Origin of the sequence: Pleomorphovibrio marinus (genome assembly GCF_003347495.1) — a bacterium.
Classification (GTDB): Bacteria; Bacteroidota; Bacteroidia; order Cytophagales; family Cyclobacteriaceae; genus Pleomorphovibrio; species Pleomorphovibrio marinus.
This window is the reverse complement of the sequence record NZ_QCXY01000002.1, coordinates 513,902-532,243: the sequence shown is the minus strand read 5'-3', so window position 1 is coordinate 532,243 and position 18,342 is coordinate 513,902. Positions and strand designations below refer to the sequence as shown.

The window sequence follows — 18,342 nt, the reverse complement described above, 5'->3', positions numbered from 1 at the left end:
TAAAAATGAACATGAATATAGGCGGGGCAATCGCCACAAATCCATTTAGAAACATTCCTAAGAATGCTATTTTAAGCTGTCTTTTGTCACTGGTACTATTTGCAGGTACCGGTTTGGATGCATTTGCGCAGAAAAAGATTTCTAGGAAGGAAAAGAAACAGCAGCAAAAAGAAATGCTGGCTTCACGGTATTTCGTCGAAGGCCAGAAGTTCCTTTTATTGGAGGAATACGAAAAGGCCTACTTTTATTTTGAAAAAGCCCTGGAGCAAAACCCCGAGGAAGCAGCCATCCATTTTAAGATGGCGGAAATGCTCAGCCGCGCTAATAAGCTGGATAAGGCCCTGGATTTTGCTGAAAATGCCGTGGATTTGAACCCTTCTAACAAGTATTATCACTTGATGATCGCTGAGATTTACAGCAAGCAAAAAAAGGCCAAGGAAGCTGCAGAGGTTATACAGACATTAATGGAAAATGGGGAGAATACCCAACAATATATTCTAGAATTGGCCTCCTTATACCTTGCCTCCAATGAATTGGACAAGGCCTTGGTAGCTTTGGACGAAGCTGAAGAACACTACGGGGTGGTAGAGCAACTTACTGCTCAAAAACAACGGATCTATTTCAAGAAAAATGACCTGGAAAGTGCGGTAAAGGAAGGAGAAAAGCTGATAGAGGCTCATCCCGGAAACGCCGAATACGTGCTTGCGCTGGTGGAGATCCTCTTTAATAACAACAAAATTCAAAGAGCCATTAAGCTAGTTGAAGAAAATATGGAGGTATATCCCGACCAACCTGAATTGAATTTGGCGGCATTTACTTTATATAATGAAAAGAATGAGCCTAATAAGGCATATGAATTTTTGGTAAAGGCCTTTGCAAACCCCGACTTGGATGCTGAAACAAAGGCAAGGACTTTCTCCGAAGTAAGTAGGGAAATGCGAAGTGCTCCAAACTTTGAGCTGCTAAACACCCTCTCTAACTATATGGAAGAGCAGCACCCAGGAAATGTGGCCATACAAGCTGCACTGGGGGAAAGGGCACTGATGATGGGCGAAAAGGAAGAAGCCTTAGAATACTTTCAGTCTGCAGCAGCCATTACACCTGCCGATGAGCAAGTGCTTCAGAACATCATTTCATTGAAGTTTGAATTGCAAAAGGACTACCAGGAAATAGAGGCCTACACCGAACTGGCCACTGAAGAATTCCCTGATAAACCGGAATTTTGGTTCTTTGATGGGACAGCTAAAGTTGGGCAGAAAAAATTTGAAGAAGCCAGGGGCTCGCTCGAAAAATCCCTAGCCATCAACGAGGGGAAAAACCGACAACTGGAAATGATGACCTTGGGGCAATTGGGGGATGCCTTACATTATTTGGAAGAAAAAGAGGCAGCCTTTGAAGCCTATGACAAAGTTTTGGAAATTAGCCCCAACAATGAGCATATTTTAAATAATTATGCCTATTTTCTGTCTTTGGAAAAAAAGGATCTGGAGAAGGCCAAGAAAATGTCTGAAAAACTGGTGAAGAAATTCCCCGAAAACGCTACTTATTTGGATACACATGCTTGGGTGATGTTTCAACTCGGAAATTACGAGGAGGCAAAAAAATACATGGAAAAAGCTCTGGAACACCAAGAAGAACCAAACGGCGTTATGTATGAGCATTACGGTGACATCCTTTATAAGTTGGGAAAAGAGAAAGAGGCCTTAGTGTATTGGAAAAAAGCCGAAGGGCTGGAGGAGACCTCCAAGTTTTTGTCTGAAAAAATCAAGCATAAAAAATACTATGAATAGGCTATCTTTTGTCTTTTTCTTTCTTGCCCTTGTAGGCATATCCGCAGGCTGTGCCCGCAAACCCGAGCTTTTTTCTTCTGATACCGTTATGGATGAATTTGAACCCAATTACTTGGATTTCAACTATTTATCTGCAAGGGGAAAGGTAATGATTGAAGACAGGAATGGGAAAATTACCAAAGGAACACTGAATATAAGGGCCAAAAAGGACAGCATATTGTGGTTTAGCCTGTCCCCCGGTTTGGGGATTGAGGCAGCAAGGGGTGTGATGACACATGATTTCATCAAGATCAGGGACAGAATTAACGGAAACACCATAGATATGGATTATGATACCTTCCGCAAAAATTACGGGGTATCTCTGACTTTGGCTCTGGCCCAAAATCTGCTCTTTGCCAATATCCCCCATGAGTTTTCACTTAGGGACAGGATGGTAAGGGTGGGCCAGTCTTTTGAACTTACCCAAGAAAGGGACAACTTGGTCTACCGGTCGGCCATAAGCGCACGTCACGGCAAGGTCACCGACTTGCAAAGCGACACAAAACGGAGGGATGGTGGAAGCCTATCGGCAAACTACCAGGAATTCAAAGATGTGGAATCCCAACCTTTCCCATTCCGGGCCATAGTGAATATGATAATCAGCCTACCTGACAAACCCAGGTCTAAAATGTCCATGAATGCAGAGATAGTAAAAGTAGATCTATCGAATGACTCACTTAATTTTCCGTATAACTATTAAACGTCTCATACGTTTATCCCAGAGGCACCTTTTTTTCGCCCTGCTTTTTGTGGCTTTTTGCATGCCTTATCAGGTGGAGGCACAGTCCCCTATTACACGCTCCCGTTCCCAACTGGAGGCCGAAAAAGCCGCTATTCAGAAGAAGTTAAGAGAATATGATCAAATCCTCCAGCAAACCACAGCAAGAAAAAGAAACACCCTTAGCGAACTCAACGCCCTTAACCAAAAGCTGGAAGCCAGGATGTCCTACATCGGAACACTTAATAGGGAAGTTTTGCTGATCAACAGGGAGGTCAATGCCATAGAAAACAACATTCATGAGCTAGAAAAAGACCTGGTCACACTAAAAGAAGAATACGCAGACATGATCTATACCTCCTATAAATTAAACAGTGGGGTAAACGTTCTCACCTTCGTATTCAGTGCTTCTACCTTCAAACAGTTTTACATGCGTCTAAGCTACCTAAAGCAGTATGGGGATGCAAGAAAGAAACAGGTGGAGCAGATGGAGAAGGTGGCTAAAGAGCTAGAAGAAAAGCAATTGGCACTAGAGGAAAAGAGAAAAGATAAGGAAAGGCTATTGGCCCAGGAACAGTCGGAGAAAAAGAATTTAGACAAGCTGAAAAAGGAACAGCAAGGGGTAGTCAACAACCTAGCCCAGCGGGAGGATGAACTTAAAAAAGACATTCAAGAGGCCAAAAAACAACAGGAGGAGCTGAACAGGCTGATAAAGAGGGTTATTGAGGAGGAAATCAAGCTAGCTGAAGCGGATGCCAAAAAAGAAGGCAGCAGAACCACAGCTAAATCCTCGGGCAACATTCCCCTAACCCCTGAGGGGGCCGCATTATCCAGTTCCTTTGAAGGAAATAAAGGCAAGATTCCCTGGCCTGTAGAAAGTGGCTTTATCTCCAAAAAGTACGGTACTTTCCCCCACCCTACCTTAAAGGGAATTACCGAAACCAATGATGGGATAGATATACAAACAAACAATGGAGAGCAGGTCCGATCTGTATTTGATGGGGTAGTCACCAAGATCACTACAGTGCCCGGAATGGGAGGCACAGTCATCATCAGACATGGCGATTTTTACACCATGTATAGCCGGCTAAAGACCATCGCTGTAAAATCCGGGCAAGAGGTAAAATCCAAATCCGTGATAGGCACCGTAAATACAGACAAGAACGGAGTATCTGAACTGCATTTCCAGACCTGGAAGGGACTACAGGTCATGGATCCAAGTATTTGGCTTTCTAAGAAATAATCCGTATTTTAACTCATTCATGTAAAAAAAAGGAATAACTAGACGTTATTCTTTTGTGTTAGACATACACAGTTATATATTTGTAATAAATTAAAACCTAAATAAGCAGAATATGAACACATTGGCTTTCATACAAAATATCGGAGGTGGCTCATTGGTGATTATCGTTTTGGTCGTCATTCTACTCTTCGGTGCCAAAAGAATTCCTGAATTGGCAAGAGGCCTTGGAAGAGGCATCAGGGAATTTAAAGATGCCACGAAAGAAATTCAAGATGATTTAGAGGAGGGTATCAAGGACAAGAAGACCAGCGATTAAAATCAACGACATTGGAAAAATTCCGATCATTTGACGAAATAAAAAAATCGCTGCAAAATGGAGACACCTCATGTAAGGCGATTGTCAATCATTACTTGGAAAATATTCAGACGAAGGCGCACTTAAACGCCTTCGTTGAAGTTTATACCCAATCTGCTTTGGAAAAAGCAGAGGAAATAGACAAAAAACTAAGCACTGGTAAAGCTGGTAAACTTGCTGGAATGGTACTGGGCATTAAAGATGTGCTGTGCTACCAGGGCCATGAAGCAAATGCTTCCAGCAAAATCCTTTCAGGTTTTGAGTCCCAATTCACGGCTACGGCCATTCAACGCTTAATCGACGAAGATGCCATCATCATTGGCAGGTTAAACTGCGACGAGTTCGGTATGGGTTCATCCAATGAAAACTCCGTCCACGGCAACACTCTAAATGCTGCGGATGAAGGTAGGGTTCCCGGAGGTTCTTCTGGAGGATCAGCAGTTGCCGTCCAAGCCAATTTATGCACTGCTTCATTAGGTACCGACACTGGGGGTTCTGTTCGTCAGCCTGCTGCCTTTACTGGGACTGTGGGTATTAAACCCACCTATTCCCGGGTATCCAGATGGGGACTGATCGCATATGCTTCTTCCTTTGATACCATAGGCGTCTTTTCCAATAATGTAAAAGATAATGCCATGGTACTGGAGACCATGGCAGGACCAGATGACTATGACAGCACCTCCTCCAAAAAACCAGTACCCAACTATTCCGAGCTGTTGCATTTTGATAAGAGGGCAAAGATTGCCTGCTTAAAGGAAACCATGCACTCGGATGCGCTTCAGGATGAAATTAAGCAACACACCCTGGACATTCTGGATAAGCTTAGGGAAGAAGGCCATCAGGTAGAGGAAGTGGATTTTCCCCTTTTGACCTATGTGCTGCCCACCTATTATATTCTTACCACGGCAGAGGCCAGTTCGAACCTTTCCAGGTTTGATGGTGTTAAATACGGATATAGAACCCCAAATGCCCATAATTTGGAAAGCATGTACAAATTGACGCGTTCCGAGGGATTTGGGGAAGAAGTGAAGCGAAGGATAATGTTGGGAACTTTTGTGCTTAGCGCCAGTTACTACGATGCCTATTTCACCAAGGCACAGAAAGTAAGGCGTATGATCAAGGAGTTTACTGAAAACCTTTTAAATAAATTTGACTATATTGTAATGCCAACCACTCCAAGTGTTGCATTCAGGTTTGGGGAACATAGGGATGACCCCGTAGCCATGTACTTGGAAGATTTGTTTACGGTTCAGGCATCTGTATCTGGTGTTCCAGCGATATCCATTCCTAATGGGAATGATTCAAATGGGCTTCCGATAGGTTTACAAATTATGGCCAACTCTTTTAAAGAGGCGGACTTATACGCCTTCGCCAACTATTTGATGGATTTAAAGTCTTCAAATTAACATAGGTCATGAAATTTTTAAAGTTAGGTATTGCCGTATTTACGGGGGCGCTTTTAGGATTGCCCCCCCATTTTAGTTTTTCTCAAGAAAGCAATTCGCTATTCAGTGGAAAGGAAGACACCGCATTTGTGGAGCCTTTCCATGATTATGAGCATATTCCGGACTTCACCTACTCTGAAATAGAGGCAAGGGTAAAGAAAATGGAAACCGACATGCCTTTTGAGTTAAATGAAACCATTTTTTCATTTATCGATTACTTTGTGGTAAGAAACCGAACCTACACCAAAATGATGTTGGCCAGGAGAGATCAATATTTCCCTTTGTTCGAGGAAGCCTTGAGGAGTCACAACATGCCAGAGGACATCAAGTTTCTGGCAATAGTGGAATCAGGGCTAAACCCAAAAGCAAGGTCTAGGGTTGGTGCAATGGGACTGTGGCAATTTATGCCAGGAACAGGCAGGGAATATCAACTTTACACCAACCAGGACATAGACGACAGGATGGATCCGGAAATGTCCACGGAGGCTGCCATGCGCTTTCTAAAAAACCTTTACCGCAGATTTGGGGATTGGGAACTAGCACTTGCAGCCTACAACTGTGGACCTGGAAACGTGAATAAAGCCATACGCAGGTCAGGAGGTAAAAAGAACTTCTGGGAGATCTACAGGTTTTTGCCTAGGGAAACCAGGAGCTACATTCCCCAGTTCCAAGCCATCATGTATGTGTTGAGACATCCGGAATACCATAATTTCATCTTGGAAGAAGATGCCTATCCGATCCATTACGAGAAAATTGCATGGGAGGCCGAACTGGACTTGGAAAAGCTCGTGGAAGTCACTGATATTTGTTTAGAGGATTTACAGATGTTGAACCCAGCATTGTTGAGCAACAAGGCTCCTGCCAATCGGAAGAACAAGGAGATACGTATTCCTTCCTATAATTTTGATTACCTGGTAGAGAATCAATATTGGATCAGAGATTCCCTCAAAGTGCAAACAGAAAGGTTACTCGCTGAGAATGTCAAAGAAGAAAAAGAAGTAGAGAAACCCCAAATTGTCACCCAAACCTTGACTTACCGGGTCAAGCCAGGTGATGTGCTCGGTAAAATAGCACAGCAATTTAATGTGCCTTTATCCAATTTGAAAGCTTGGAATGGGCTAAACTCCAATGTGATCAAGGTGGGCCAGGTGTTGCAGATTCACCAAGATGAATCCGCCTTCAACAAAAATATTGCCTCTTCCACGTCTGCCAAGGAAATGGTAGAACAAGAAAATGGCTCCAAAACGTATACCGTTCAGCCAGGAGATTCGTTATGGTTAATATCACGGAAATTGGAAGGAGTAAGCATAGAACAGCTAAAAAGACTCAATAACCTGAACAACAACCAAATAAAGCCTGGCCAAAAATTAATTATTGGGTAAGAATTTAAAACTAAATATTTAATTTTATTTTTTTCTGCTTTGAATTATTCCTAAATTAGGAAGATTGGATCAAAACCCTCAAAAATGCATAAAACTAACATCAACTACCTAATTGTCCTATTGGCTTTCTTTACATTTGGGTTAAGCTCCTGTGAAGAAGGAAACGGGGAGGGAGAAAAATCAACAAGCAACCTTCCAAGAGCACGAGGTGAGTTAGGTGAAATTATTTTGGTAATCGATTCCGCCAAATATGCGGGTCCTGTGGGAGATGAAATCAAGGAGATTTTCCAACGAAACATAGAAGGTATCATCCGAAGCGAGTCCCTTTTCAACATAAGGAAGGTAGATCCCCGAAAGCTCACCCGGATTTTGAGGATGGCATCAAACATGGTTTATGTCACCACCTTTGACGATAGAAGTCCGGGTAGCAGGACCATCAACAGCCAATTTACTGCCAATTCCAAGGAAATGGCTCAAAACGACCCTTCCCTTTATATGCTGAGGAGTAAAGATGAGTTTGCGGTAGGCCAGGAGGTCCTCTATCTTTTTGGCAACAACGACCAGGAACTTATCTCGAATTTGAGAGAAAACAGGGAGAGGATCCAAAATCTGTTTCTGACCCGAGAGAGGGAACAAATAGCAAAAGCATTATTTAACCGGAAAAGCAGCATCGCCACTAACAAGGGCAGGGAAACCTTTGGGATCAAGCTCAACCTGCCTGCCTCCTACCAGTTTGTAGAGGAAGACGACCAGTTTGTCTGGTTCCGACAACCCACTCCAAGAGCGGATAAGCCGGATATTAGTGTGTTTTTCTACATGACCGATTACAAGGATGAGGATCAGGTTTTTCCGGAGAACATCATAAAGTTAAGGGATCAAATTACCAAAACCAGGATTTTTGCTGATCCTGCCAACAAGGATTCCTATGTGGTAACGGAGACCCTGGAACCCCCAGTGTTTTCCAATGTAACCATTGATGACCAGTTTGCAGTAGAGATGAGAGGAGCCTGGCGCACCAACAACAAAAGTATGGGTGGGTCTTTCCTCTCCTATACCGTGTTAGATGCAGAGAGGGGAAAAGTATTTTACATGGAGGGCTTTGTATATTATCCAAATGAGGCCCATAGGGCTTCACTAAGGGAAATCGAAACCATCCTAAAGGCTACAATCATCAACGAAGAAGGAGCCTAGACACAATAAAATCCAAATAAAAGCCAACTTTTCATGGTCATAAAAATCAGAAGAGAGGATGCTTTAAATTACCACCAAGGCAAAAAAGCCGGTAAAATTGAAGTCATTCCCTCCAAACCCCTATCCAGCCAGCTTGATTTAGCATTGGCCTATTCACCAGGAGTGGCAGAGCCCTGTAAGGAAATCCAAAAGGACAGAAACAACGCTTACAAGTATACTGCAAAAGGAAACTTAGTTGCCGTTATTTCTAATGGAACCGCTGTTTTGGGTTTGGGGGACATAGGTCCAGACGCTTCCAAGCCAGTGATGGAGGGGAAAGGAGTACTTTTCAAAAAATTCGCCGGCATAGATGTCTTTGATTTGGAGGTGAATGAAAAAGACCCGGAAAAGCTCATACAAATTATCAAATCCCTGGAGCCTACTTTTGGGGGCATCAACCTTGAAGACATCAAGGCTCCTGAGTGTTTTATCATAGAAAGCAGGCTGAAAGAGGCCATGAATATTCCGGTAATGCATGATGACCAGCATGGTACGGCTATCATTTCCGGTGCTGCTTTGCTAAATGCCCTAGAAATTATTGGAAAGGACATCACTAAGATCAAATTGGTGGTAAGTGGTGCCGGAGCGGCTGCGGTATCCTGTACCCGATTTTATAAAGGGCTTGGGGTAAGGAGCGAAAATATCGTAATGTGCGATATCGAAGGAGTAATCCGAAAAGACCGTCCCCATCTTCACGAGATCCACAAGGAATTTGCCACGGAGAAGGACTATTATAACATCCAAGATGCACTGGTAGATGCAGATGTGCTCTTGGGTCTATCTGCGGGCAATATATTGTCCCAGGATGATTTGCGTCTGATGGCCAACAACCCTATTGTTTTTGCCTTGGCCAACCCGGACCCCGAAATCACCTACGACCTTGCCACGGAGGCCAGGGAGGACATCATCATGGCTACAGGAAGGTCAGATTTTCCCAACCAAGTAAATAATGTCATCGGTTTTCCCTATATTTTTAGGGGTGCCTTGGATGTGAGGGCTACCAGTATCAACGAGGAAATGAAGTTGGCGGCTGCCAGGGCAATCGCCGGTTTGGCCAAAAACCCCGTCCCGGACATCGTAAACAAGGCTTACGGGGAGAACAAACTAGCCTTTGGCAAAGAGTACCTGATTCCAAAACCGCTGGATCCCCGACTAATCACCACCATAGCACCCGCCGTGGCAAAGGCAGCCCTTGAATCCGGGGTGGCCAGGCAAACCATCCAAGACTGGGATGCTTATGAGCTAGAACTTCAGGAACGGATAGGAATAGACCAGCGCCTGATGTCCAGGGTCATTTCCAGAGCCAAGAAAAACCCAAAAAGAGTGGTGTTTACGGAGGCAGACAACAGGAAAATCTTAAAAGCTGCCCAGTTGATCAAAGACGAAAAAATTGGTATTCCAATCCTTTTGGGCAACAAAGAAAAAATAAAGGAACTAATTTCTGAAAACTTCTTGGACCTCCCGGATGTCACCATCATAGACCCCAACGAAGAACCCTCCAAATTGGAGCAATATGGCAATCTCCTCTACAACAAGCGTAAGCGAAAAGGCTTGACGCTTTATGAGGCAAAGAAATTGATGCGGGAAAGGAATTATTACGGGGCCATGATGGTAGAAACCGGAGAGGCAGATGCCTTAATTTCCGGACTCACCAAGGATTACCCACGTACCATAATCCCTTCCCTCCAAATTATTGGTGTGAAAAAAGGAGTGGACAGAGTAGCAGGTATGTACATCATGAACTCGGACAAAGGGCCTTTCTTTTTTGCTGACACCACAGTAAACGTCAATCCCACTGCGGATCAGTTGGTGGACATCATTGGGTTAACTGCCAATGGGGTTAGGTTCTTTGATATAGACCCAAAAATCGCGATACTTTCCTACAGTAATTTTGGCTCTGCAAAGGGTGAGGTGCCCACGAAAACTGCACTGGCTACCATTAAGGCAAAAGAAAGGTACCCGGAGCTGGTAATAGAAGGGGAAATGCAAGCCAACGTGGCACTAGATGAGAAAATCCAAAAGGAAAATTACCCCTTTAGTACCCTAGTGAACAACAAGGCCAATACCTTGATCTTCCCTGATCTTGCCTCTGGGAATATTGCCTACAAACTATTGGCCGAAATCGGCAATGCAGAGGCCATTGGCCCAATCCTGCTGGGAATGAACAAGTCGGTCCATGTACTTCAATTGGGGAGTTCCATCCGGGAAATTGTAAACATGGTGGCTATTGCAGTAGTAGATGCTCAAAGTTTAGAACAGGGATAAATTATGATTGCCTATCTCAAAGGGAAACTAGCACATAAAGATCCCACCTTTGTAATTATAGATATCCAGGGAGTAGGATACCTGGTAAAGATTTCCCTAAACACCTTTTCTGAGCTTAAGGACGAAGAGCTCATTATGCTTCACACCTACCTCCATATCAAGGAGGATGCACATACGCTTTATGGGTTTTTTAAGGAAAATGAAAAAAAACTTTTTTTGGAGCTTATTTCCATCACCGGGGTTGGCCCAAATACGGCCCTAATGGTGCTCTCCTCCCTGCAAACCGAGGAACTGGAGAGTGCCATCTTTCAAGGAGACCATCAGACCATTCAAAGAGTAAAAGGCATTGGTGCCAAAACCGCCCAACGTATCGTGCTGGAAATGAAGGACAAGATAAATAGAGATACCCACGGTATCATGGATTCTCGGTCTGGCGGGTTCATTCAAAGCAGCAATAAATTAAAAGAGGAAGCGTTACAAGCCTTGGTTACTTTAGGATTTCCTAAAGCGGCAGCCGAGAAAAATATCGCCTCCGTTTTGAAAAAAAATGGACATGAAATTTCTTTGGAAGAATTAATTAAGGCATCTTTAAAATCAACATAAAGGGAAGAAGCTTTGACCTTGTCTTTGTTAAATATTTTTTTGGGAAACAAGTCGGTACACTATAAATTTTCAACAACAACCTTAGGCCTGTTGTTGTCACTTTTTATGTGCCAATTCCAATTGTATGCCTTTCAGGAGCCTGCTTCAACCCCTACTGACACACTAGCTACAGACACCTTACCTACACCTACCGATACGCTACCTAGTAGGTTGGATTCCTTGAATAAGAGGAGAACCCTACCTTCCTTTCTGTTATGGGACGACTTGGGCACTAATCCGCTATTTCCCTATCAAAATCCATTTCAGCCAAGAACTTCCCCTTTCCTCTTTGAGCCCCCTATGGAACAAAGGATAGAAGTGGAAGTGGATACCTCGTTTAGGTACAAGATCCTCGAAGAGTTTGACACCTTACAGCAAGATCCCGGTTACACCATAGACTTCGATGATTATTCCAAGATGCAGGAATTGCGCCTACGTCAGGAATATTGGAGAAACCGCTCGAGGGGAATGGACGGAGAAAGTGCCGTAGGGGGCAGAGGGCTTATCCCTCCCATTACCATGAGTCCCACCTTTGACCGGATATTCGGCGGCAACGAAATCACCATCGTTCCTACAGGCAACGTAAACCTTGACTTCGGCGGAATCTTCAGAAGGATCGACAACCCTTCTATCCCTATACGCCAACAAAGAAACGGAGGTTTCAATTTTGACCAACAAATCCAAATGAGCGTTAATGGAATGCTAGGGGAGAAAGTAAGGATTGGGGCTAATTTTGACAGCAACAACTCCTTTGACTTTGAAAACCAGCTTAAGGTGGAATATGCAGGTTTTGAGGAAGATATCATCAAGAGCATTGAGATCGGAAACGTGAACATGCCCGTCCAAAACAGCCTTATCCAGGGGGGACAAAATCTTTTTGGGGTCAAAACGCAGATGCAATTCGGAAAACTATTTATGACCACCGTAGCCTCTACCCAAAGGGGGAGAAGAGACGAGATCATTATTGAAGGGGGAAACCAAGGAAGGCCCTTTGAAATCAGGGCTTCCAATTACGACGAAAACAGGCATTTTTTTCTAAGCCACTTCTTCAGGAACAACTACGAGAATTGGTTGAGGGGCCTCCCTCAAGTCCTATCCGGGGTTCAGATTACCCGTTTGGAGGTATATATTATGAACCGCTCCAATGACACCGAAACCTTGCGAAATTTTGCGGCCTTTATGGATTTGGGGGAAGGCCAAGTAATTTACCGCCCGGACAACACCAACATTGGCAGCGGAGATGCCCAAGCTCCTGCTTCCAATAATGCCAACAACCTTTGGAGTTCCTTGCGAAACAATCCCAGCTTCCGGTCCTATGAGGAATCTTCTAATGCCTTATCGAATGAGTTGGGGTTAGAAAGAGGCACTGACTTCGAGCAGGTAAACGGGGCAAGGAAACTGAGCTCCAACGAATACACATTCCATCGAGAACTTGGGTATTTTTCCCTGCAGCGAAAACTTCAAAATGACGAGGTTATTGCGGTTTCCTATGAATATACCTACAATGGCCAATCCTATAAAGTGGGTGAATTATCCGAAGATTATCAAAACAGGCCGGAAAACAACGTGATATTCCTAAAGATGCTCAGGCCCCAGCGCATCAATACCCGGGTGCCCACCTGGGACCTAATGATGAAAAACATCTATAACCTCAATGCAAACCAAATCCAAAAGGAAAACTTTCAGCTACAGGTTATCTACAGGGACGATAGGACCGGACTGGACAACCCCAGCTTGCTGGAAGGCCAGAACGTAAAGGATATCCCCCTTATTAGATTGTTGCAACTGGACAAACTTAACCCCCAAAACGACCCTCAGCCGGATGGGAATTTTGACTTTGTACCCGGTCTTACCATACGTCCAGAACTGGGGTTGGTTATTTTCCCCGTGTTAGAACCTTTTGGTTCCACTCTGGAAAGCCATTTCCTGCCTTCAGAGTCCAACCTAATTGATAAATTCGTCTATGATACACTATATAGGACCACGCTTGCAGATGCCGAGCTGGTCACCCGTTTGAACAAATATTTCCTTAAAGGAAGCTTTACCGCTGGATCAGCTTCGGAAATCATGCTGCCAGGGCTGAATATTTCAGAGGGCTCCGTTTTGGTAACTGCTGGAAACATCCCACTTACCGAGGGGGTGGATTACACCGTGGACTATAATATAGGCCGGGTGGTGATCATCAACGAGGGAATTCTTCAATCAGGAAAACGGATAAGCATAAGTTTCGAGAAGGCTGATCTGGTATCCTTTCAAACCCGAAGTATGCTCGGGACCCGGTTCGACTATCTATTTAATGAAAATTTCAACTTGGGTGGAACCTTCCTTTATCTCAATGAGAGGCCGAATATCTCTAGGATAAATACCGGTAACGAAACCTTACGAAACAGCCTTTGGGGACTGGATATGAACTACTCTGACGAGTCCCTGTTTTTGACCAAGCTTGCTGACGCCTTGCCCTTTACCGAAACGAAAGAAAACTCACTGATTCAGTTCAGCGGTGAATTTGCACACCTAATCCCGGGCACTTCCAATCAGGTGGATGGGGAAGGAACTTCCTATATAGATGATTTCGAAACTGCGATTATTCCCTTTAATCTGGGGTCTTCACCCCAAAACTGGAAGTTAGGCGCCACACCGGCCACCAATGACAATCAGTTTGATTTGAGCCAGCAATCAGAGGACCGACTGGGGAATGCTTACCGAAGGGCAAGGTTATCCTGGTATGTAATAGACAATGTGTTTTACCGGGAATCCGGGCCAGGAGTCCCCAACAATATTACCAGGGAGGATAGAAGAAACCATTACGTGAGAAGGGTTATCCCCCAGGAGATTTACCAAGGGAGGATCCGGGATGTCATCGTAACTCCCGAACCACTTTTTGAGATGGCTTATTTTCCCCATGAAAGGGGAATGTACAATTTCAACCCCAACCTCACTTCGGAGGGATTTCTGCCTAATCCACGGCAAAACTACGGAGCTGTGACCAGGGCCATCACCTCGGAAGTGGATTTTGACAGAACCAATATCGAGTACATCGAATTCTGGCTTATGGATCCTTTTTTGCAAGGCCAGAATGGACGGGTCTTTGACGGAATTTTCAATGACAACAACACCACAGGGGGCAAACTGGTCTTCAACCTAGGGGAAATTTCTGAAGACGTCATGAGGGACGGAAGGCATGCTTTTGAAAACGGTTTGCCTGCCGATGGAGACCCCAGTAGGGTAAATGAAAATGAATGGGGTCGTGTGACTTCTCAACAATTTCTTACCCCAGCCTTTGACAACTCCCCTGAGGCCAGGGAAAACCAGGATGTTGGTTTGAATGGGTTGAGCAGTGAAGAAGAGAGGGCTTTCTATGCGGACAGGTTTTTGAATCGTCTCAGTGTAAACCCAGAGGCAAGGCAAGCCATTGAAGCAGACCCTGCTGCCGATGATTTTCAATATTACCTGGATCAACAATTTGATCAAAATGATGTCAAAATCCTAGAACGCTACAAGAGGTTCAATGGAATGGAGGGCAACACCCCCATCACCAGTAACACCAACCTCCCCTATACCCCTTCCGGCTCCAACGTGCCCGACAACGAAGACCTGAATGCTGACAACACCATCAATGAACTGGAGAGTTACTATGAATACGAGATAGACCTAAGGCCGCAAGGCATGGAAGTGGGTCAAAACAGCATTGTGGATAAGGTAACCCATGTGGAAAATGGAGAGGAAGTGAACTGGTATTTGTTCAGGATTCCGGTTCGTCAGCCAGACGCCAGTTACGGTGGCATAAGCGGTTTCAAATCCATTCGCTTTATCCGAACCTATCTTACCGACTTCCAGCAGCCAGTAGTATTGAGAATGGGAAATTTCAGGTTGGTGGGAAGTCAATGGAGGATCTTTCAGGAATCCCTGTTCGAAAGAGGGTTTTCTGAGATCCCTGAACCGGACAATTCCAACTTTACTGTGGGAGTAGTAAATATCGAGGAAAATGGACAAGGCAGCGAAAACCAACCCCCTTACGTGTTGCCTCCAGGTTTCTTCAGGGACAGGGACAATACCTCCACTGTGGAAAGGGAACTCAACGAACAATCCTTACGCTTATGCGTGGATAACCTCCAGAGTAGGGATTCTAGGGCGGTTTTCAAAAATGTCAATGAGGATTTGGTACAATATGGCAGGTTGAAGATGTTTTTCCATGCCAATAGCCAAGATGCCCAGGATGGAGAGCTTACTGCATACTTGAGGTTGGGTACCGATTACACCGACAACTACTACGAAGTGGAAGTTCCACTAAGGATTACACAGCCCGGCACAAGGGATCCCAGGCAAATATGGCCCCTAGAAAACGAAATAGACATAGCCCTGGACGAAATTGTAGGGGTCAAAGCAGAAAGGGACAACAACCAACAACCTCAAAACCTCGCCTATTCGGCACAAATCCGCCAATATAAGGTCACAGTAGTAGGAAGACCGGAACTAAGCTTTATACAAGGGATGATGATAGGAATCAGAAATCCCGGAGGTACCGGAAGTGCCAGTAAGTCAGTTTGCGTATGGGCCAATGAGCTCAGGGTGACCGATTTTAACCGATCCTCTGGATGGGCGGCCAATGCACGGCTAAATGCCCAAATTGCGGATGTTGCAGTAATTTCATCTTCCATCCGGCACAACACCTTTGGATTTGGTGGGCTTGAAACTCGGCTTTCAGAGCGGGCCAGGGAATCCACCACCCAATACGACATTTCGGCTAATGTCAATGTGGAGAAACTGCTGCCAGAAGCCCTTAACATTAGTGTCCCCATGTATGTAAGCGTGGAAAATTCCAGCACCAGGCCGGAATTTGACCCTCTAAACCCCGACGTACCCTTTGAAACCGCTTTGCAGAAATTCAGGACCGATGAAGAAAGGGATGCGTATAGAAATTTAGTGTTGGACCAATCGAAACGGCGCAATTTTGCCCTGAACAACGTCAGGAAGGTTCGAAACCCAGAGAAGGAGACCAATAGACTATACGATCTGGAGAATTTAAGTTTTTCCTATGCCTATGGCTCCGTCCGTCAAAGCAATATCCAATTAGAAAGCTACAACCATGAAACTTATAGGGGAAGTGTAGCCTACAACTACCAGCCCAACCCACTGGAGGTGGAGCCGTTCAAGAACATGGAATTTTTAGATGGAAAGCATTTCCAGCTTATTAAAGACATGAATTTCAACCTCTCCCCTTCTATGGTGTCGGCTAGGCTTGATTTGGACAGGCGGTTTATGCGCACCCAAAACCGAAACGACCAACTGGGCACGGAAGGGGTAGAAACACTTTTCCAAAAAAGCTTCTTTATCAACAGGTTCTACAGTCTCAACTGGGATTTGACTAGAAATCTGTCTTTTGATTTCAATAGTAGTGTAAATGCCGTAGTGGACGAACCGGAGGGGGATCTGGATACAGAGGCAAAGTTGGATTCCCTAAGAGCAAACATCCGTAGGCTGGGACGTACCACCAACTATACCCATCAGGCGGTGGTAAACTATTCCGTTCCTTTGGACAAATCCCCTTTCACGGACTGGATCAAGGCAGACCTCAGGTATGAAGCCAGCTACGGGTGGGTGACAGGTGCTTTGGGTCAGAGGGACACCTTGGGTAACCTGATTCAGAACTCCAGGGACAGGTCGGTAAACGGAAAATTGGATTTCATCAGGCTTTATAACAAAAGCAAGCGGCTAAACGCCCTGAACGCGCCAAAACGCCCCAGTGTCCCAGGTAGGCCAGCACCGGGTGGTGGACAAAGACAAGGACAAGGGCAAGAGGAAGAAAAAAAGGACGAACCGATAACAGAGGGGTTTATGGCCGGTTTGCTGAAATTTGCCATGATGATGAAGGAGATCAACTTCAGATATCAAATTACCCAGGGCACCTTTTTACCAGGATACATAGAAAATACCGGTCTTATGGGCATGGATAGGAGTTTTATGAACCCAGGCCTTGGTTTTATCTTTGGTAGCCAAAACGATAATATCCGATTTGACCTGGCCAACCAGGGAATGTTGGCCCCAAGTACACAGCTTACCCAAACCTTCCGGCAAAACCAGGCCATAAACCTCCAGATATCCTCTTTGATAGAACCCATAAAAGATTTCAGGATAGTAGTGGATTTCCGAAAGCGGGAGTCCGGAGATTACAACGAAATATTTAGGCGAGAGAGCCCCACCTCAGAAAACTATCGATCCGTAAACCCAAGCCGGATGGGATCCTACGGCATAAGTTACAATGTGCTTCGCACCACATTTGCCAGGGACGATGCACAGAACAACAGCCCCTTGTTTCAGAATTTTGAGGCATACAGGTCTGTGATACAAGGAAGACTAGAGGCTGAAAACCCGGGCGGGGAATTTAATATCAATGGGCAAAGTGTCTTGGTTCCCGCGTTTTTGGCTGCCTATTCCGGGCAAACCGCCCAGGATGTCTCACTCAACCCTTTTCCCAGCATACCCTTACCAAATTGGAGGGTAGAATACCGAGGCTTGTCTAAGTTGCCCACCTTAAGCGATTATTTCTCCTCCATAAACCTGACTCACAATTACACCTCTTCCTATGAGGTTAGTAATTTTTCGAATTCCTTGCTCTATCAGCAGGGTTTGGAACTTTACAATACATTACAAAATTTGCCACAACCCTCTCTAACAGATGAGTTCGGGGCCTATATCCCGATTTTTGTGCTTAATCAAGTGGTCATATCCGAAAGGTTTGCCCCATTAGTAGGCGTGGATTTGCTCACCAAAGACAGGATGAACATCAGTTTTGAGTACAATACGGAGCGAAACATGGGCCTTAACTTTTCCAATGCCCAAGTGACAGAACAAAAGAGCCAAGATTTCCGGTTTGACTTGGGATATACTAAAGCAGGTGTAAAAGTCCCCTTCAAAATTCAGGGTAGACAGGAGGTGCTGAGTAATGACCTTACCGTCCGGGTCTCTACCAGGATCGTGGACACCCGGACCATCCAAAGAAAAATTGAGGAAGTAAATACCCTCACCAATGGAAACCTGAACATACAATTAAGGCCAAGTATTGGTTATGTGGTAAACCAAAAGCTGAACGTACAGTTCTATTTTGACAGGACTATCAATGACCCGAAGGTATCCACCGCTTTCCGAAGGAGTTCAACGGCCTTTGGGGGTCAACTCACATTTAATTTAAGCCAATAATTTTAAGATATGCTCAAAGCTGTTAATTTTGGGCTG

The 18,342-nt window shown here is 44.8% G+C and carries 10 protein-coding genes; all 10 read left to right on the top strand.

Annotation, left to right across the window (positions count from 1 at the left end):
• Positions 1-5: 5 nt before the first annotated feature.
• The 10 genes from DB520_RS08195 (at position 6) to sov (ending at position 18,306) form a co-directional block, all read left to right on the top strand.
• Positions 6-1,790, top strand: coding sequence for a tetratricopeptide repeat protein (locus tag DB520_RS08195; RefSeq protein ID WP_232834886.1), 1,785 nt, complete (start codon positions 6-8; stop codon positions 1,788-1,790).
• Positions 1,783-2,529, top strand: coding sequence for a DUF4292 domain-containing protein (locus DB520_RS08190; RefSeq protein ID WP_114749201.1), 747 nt, complete (start codon positions 1,783-1,785; stop codon positions 2,527-2,529). The genes DB520_RS08195 and DB520_RS08190 overlap by 8 nt, the downstream gene beginning before the upstream one ends.
• Positions 2,498-3,790 carry a murein hydrolase activator EnvC family protein gene (locus DB520_RS08185; protein WP_232834885.1) on the top strand — a complete coding sequence of 431 codons (1,293 nt, stop codon included), beginning with the start codon at positions 2,498-2,500 and terminating at the stop codon, positions 3,788-3,790. The genes DB520_RS08190 and DB520_RS08185 overlap by 32 nt, the downstream gene beginning before the upstream one ends.
• A 112-nt stretch (positions 3,791-3,902) precedes the next feature.
• Positions 3,903-4,106, top strand: coding sequence for a twin-arginine translocase TatA/TatE family subunit (tatA, locus tag DB520_RS08180; RefSeq protein WP_114749199.1), 204 nt, complete (start codon positions 3,903-3,905; stop codon positions 4,104-4,106).
• Positions 4,107-4,117: 11 nt separating this feature from the next.
• Positions 4,118-5,551, top strand: a complete 1,434-nt coding sequence (gene gatA / locus DB520_RS08175; RefSeq protein ID WP_114749198.1) for an Asp-tRNA(Asn)/Glu-tRNA(Gln) amidotransferase subunit GatA — start codon at positions 4,118-4,120, stop codon at positions 5,549-5,551.
• Between the two features lie 8 nt (positions 5,552-5,559).
• On the top strand, positions 5,560-6,972 hold the full coding sequence (locus tag DB520_RS08170; RefSeq protein WP_114749197.1) for a lytic transglycosylase domain-containing protein: 1,413 nt from the start codon (positions 5,560-5,562) through the stop codon (positions 6,970-6,972).
• Between the two features lie 84 nt (positions 6,973-7,056).
• A complete protein-coding gene (locus tag DB520_RS08165) occupies positions 7,057-8,163 on the top strand; it encodes a DUF4837 family protein (RefSeq protein ID WP_114749196.1) in 1,107 nt (368 codons plus the stop codon).
• 33 nt (positions 8,164-8,196) lie between these two features.
• The gene (locus DB520_RS08160) at positions 8,197-10,467 is read left to right on the top strand and encodes an NADP-dependent malic enzyme (protein ID WP_114749195.1); all 2,271 of its coding nucleotides are present in this window, start codon (positions 8,197-8,199) and stop codon (positions 10,465-10,467) included.
• Positions 10,468-10,470: 3 nt separating this feature from the next.
• Positions 10,471-11,070 (top strand): Holliday junction branch migration protein RuvA, encoded by a 600-nt coding sequence (ruvA, locus tag DB520_RS08155; RefSeq protein WP_114749194.1) that lies wholly within the window; start codon positions 10,471-10,473, stop codon positions 11,068-11,070.
• A gap of 90 nt (positions 11,071-11,160) precedes the next feature.
• Positions 11,161-18,306, top strand: a complete 7,146-nt coding sequence (gene sov / locus DB520_RS08150) for a T9SS outer membrane translocon Sov/SprA (RefSeq protein ID WP_449421218.1) — start codon at positions 11,161-11,163, stop codon at positions 18,304-18,306.
• Positions 18,307-18,342: the final 36 nt, after the last annotated feature.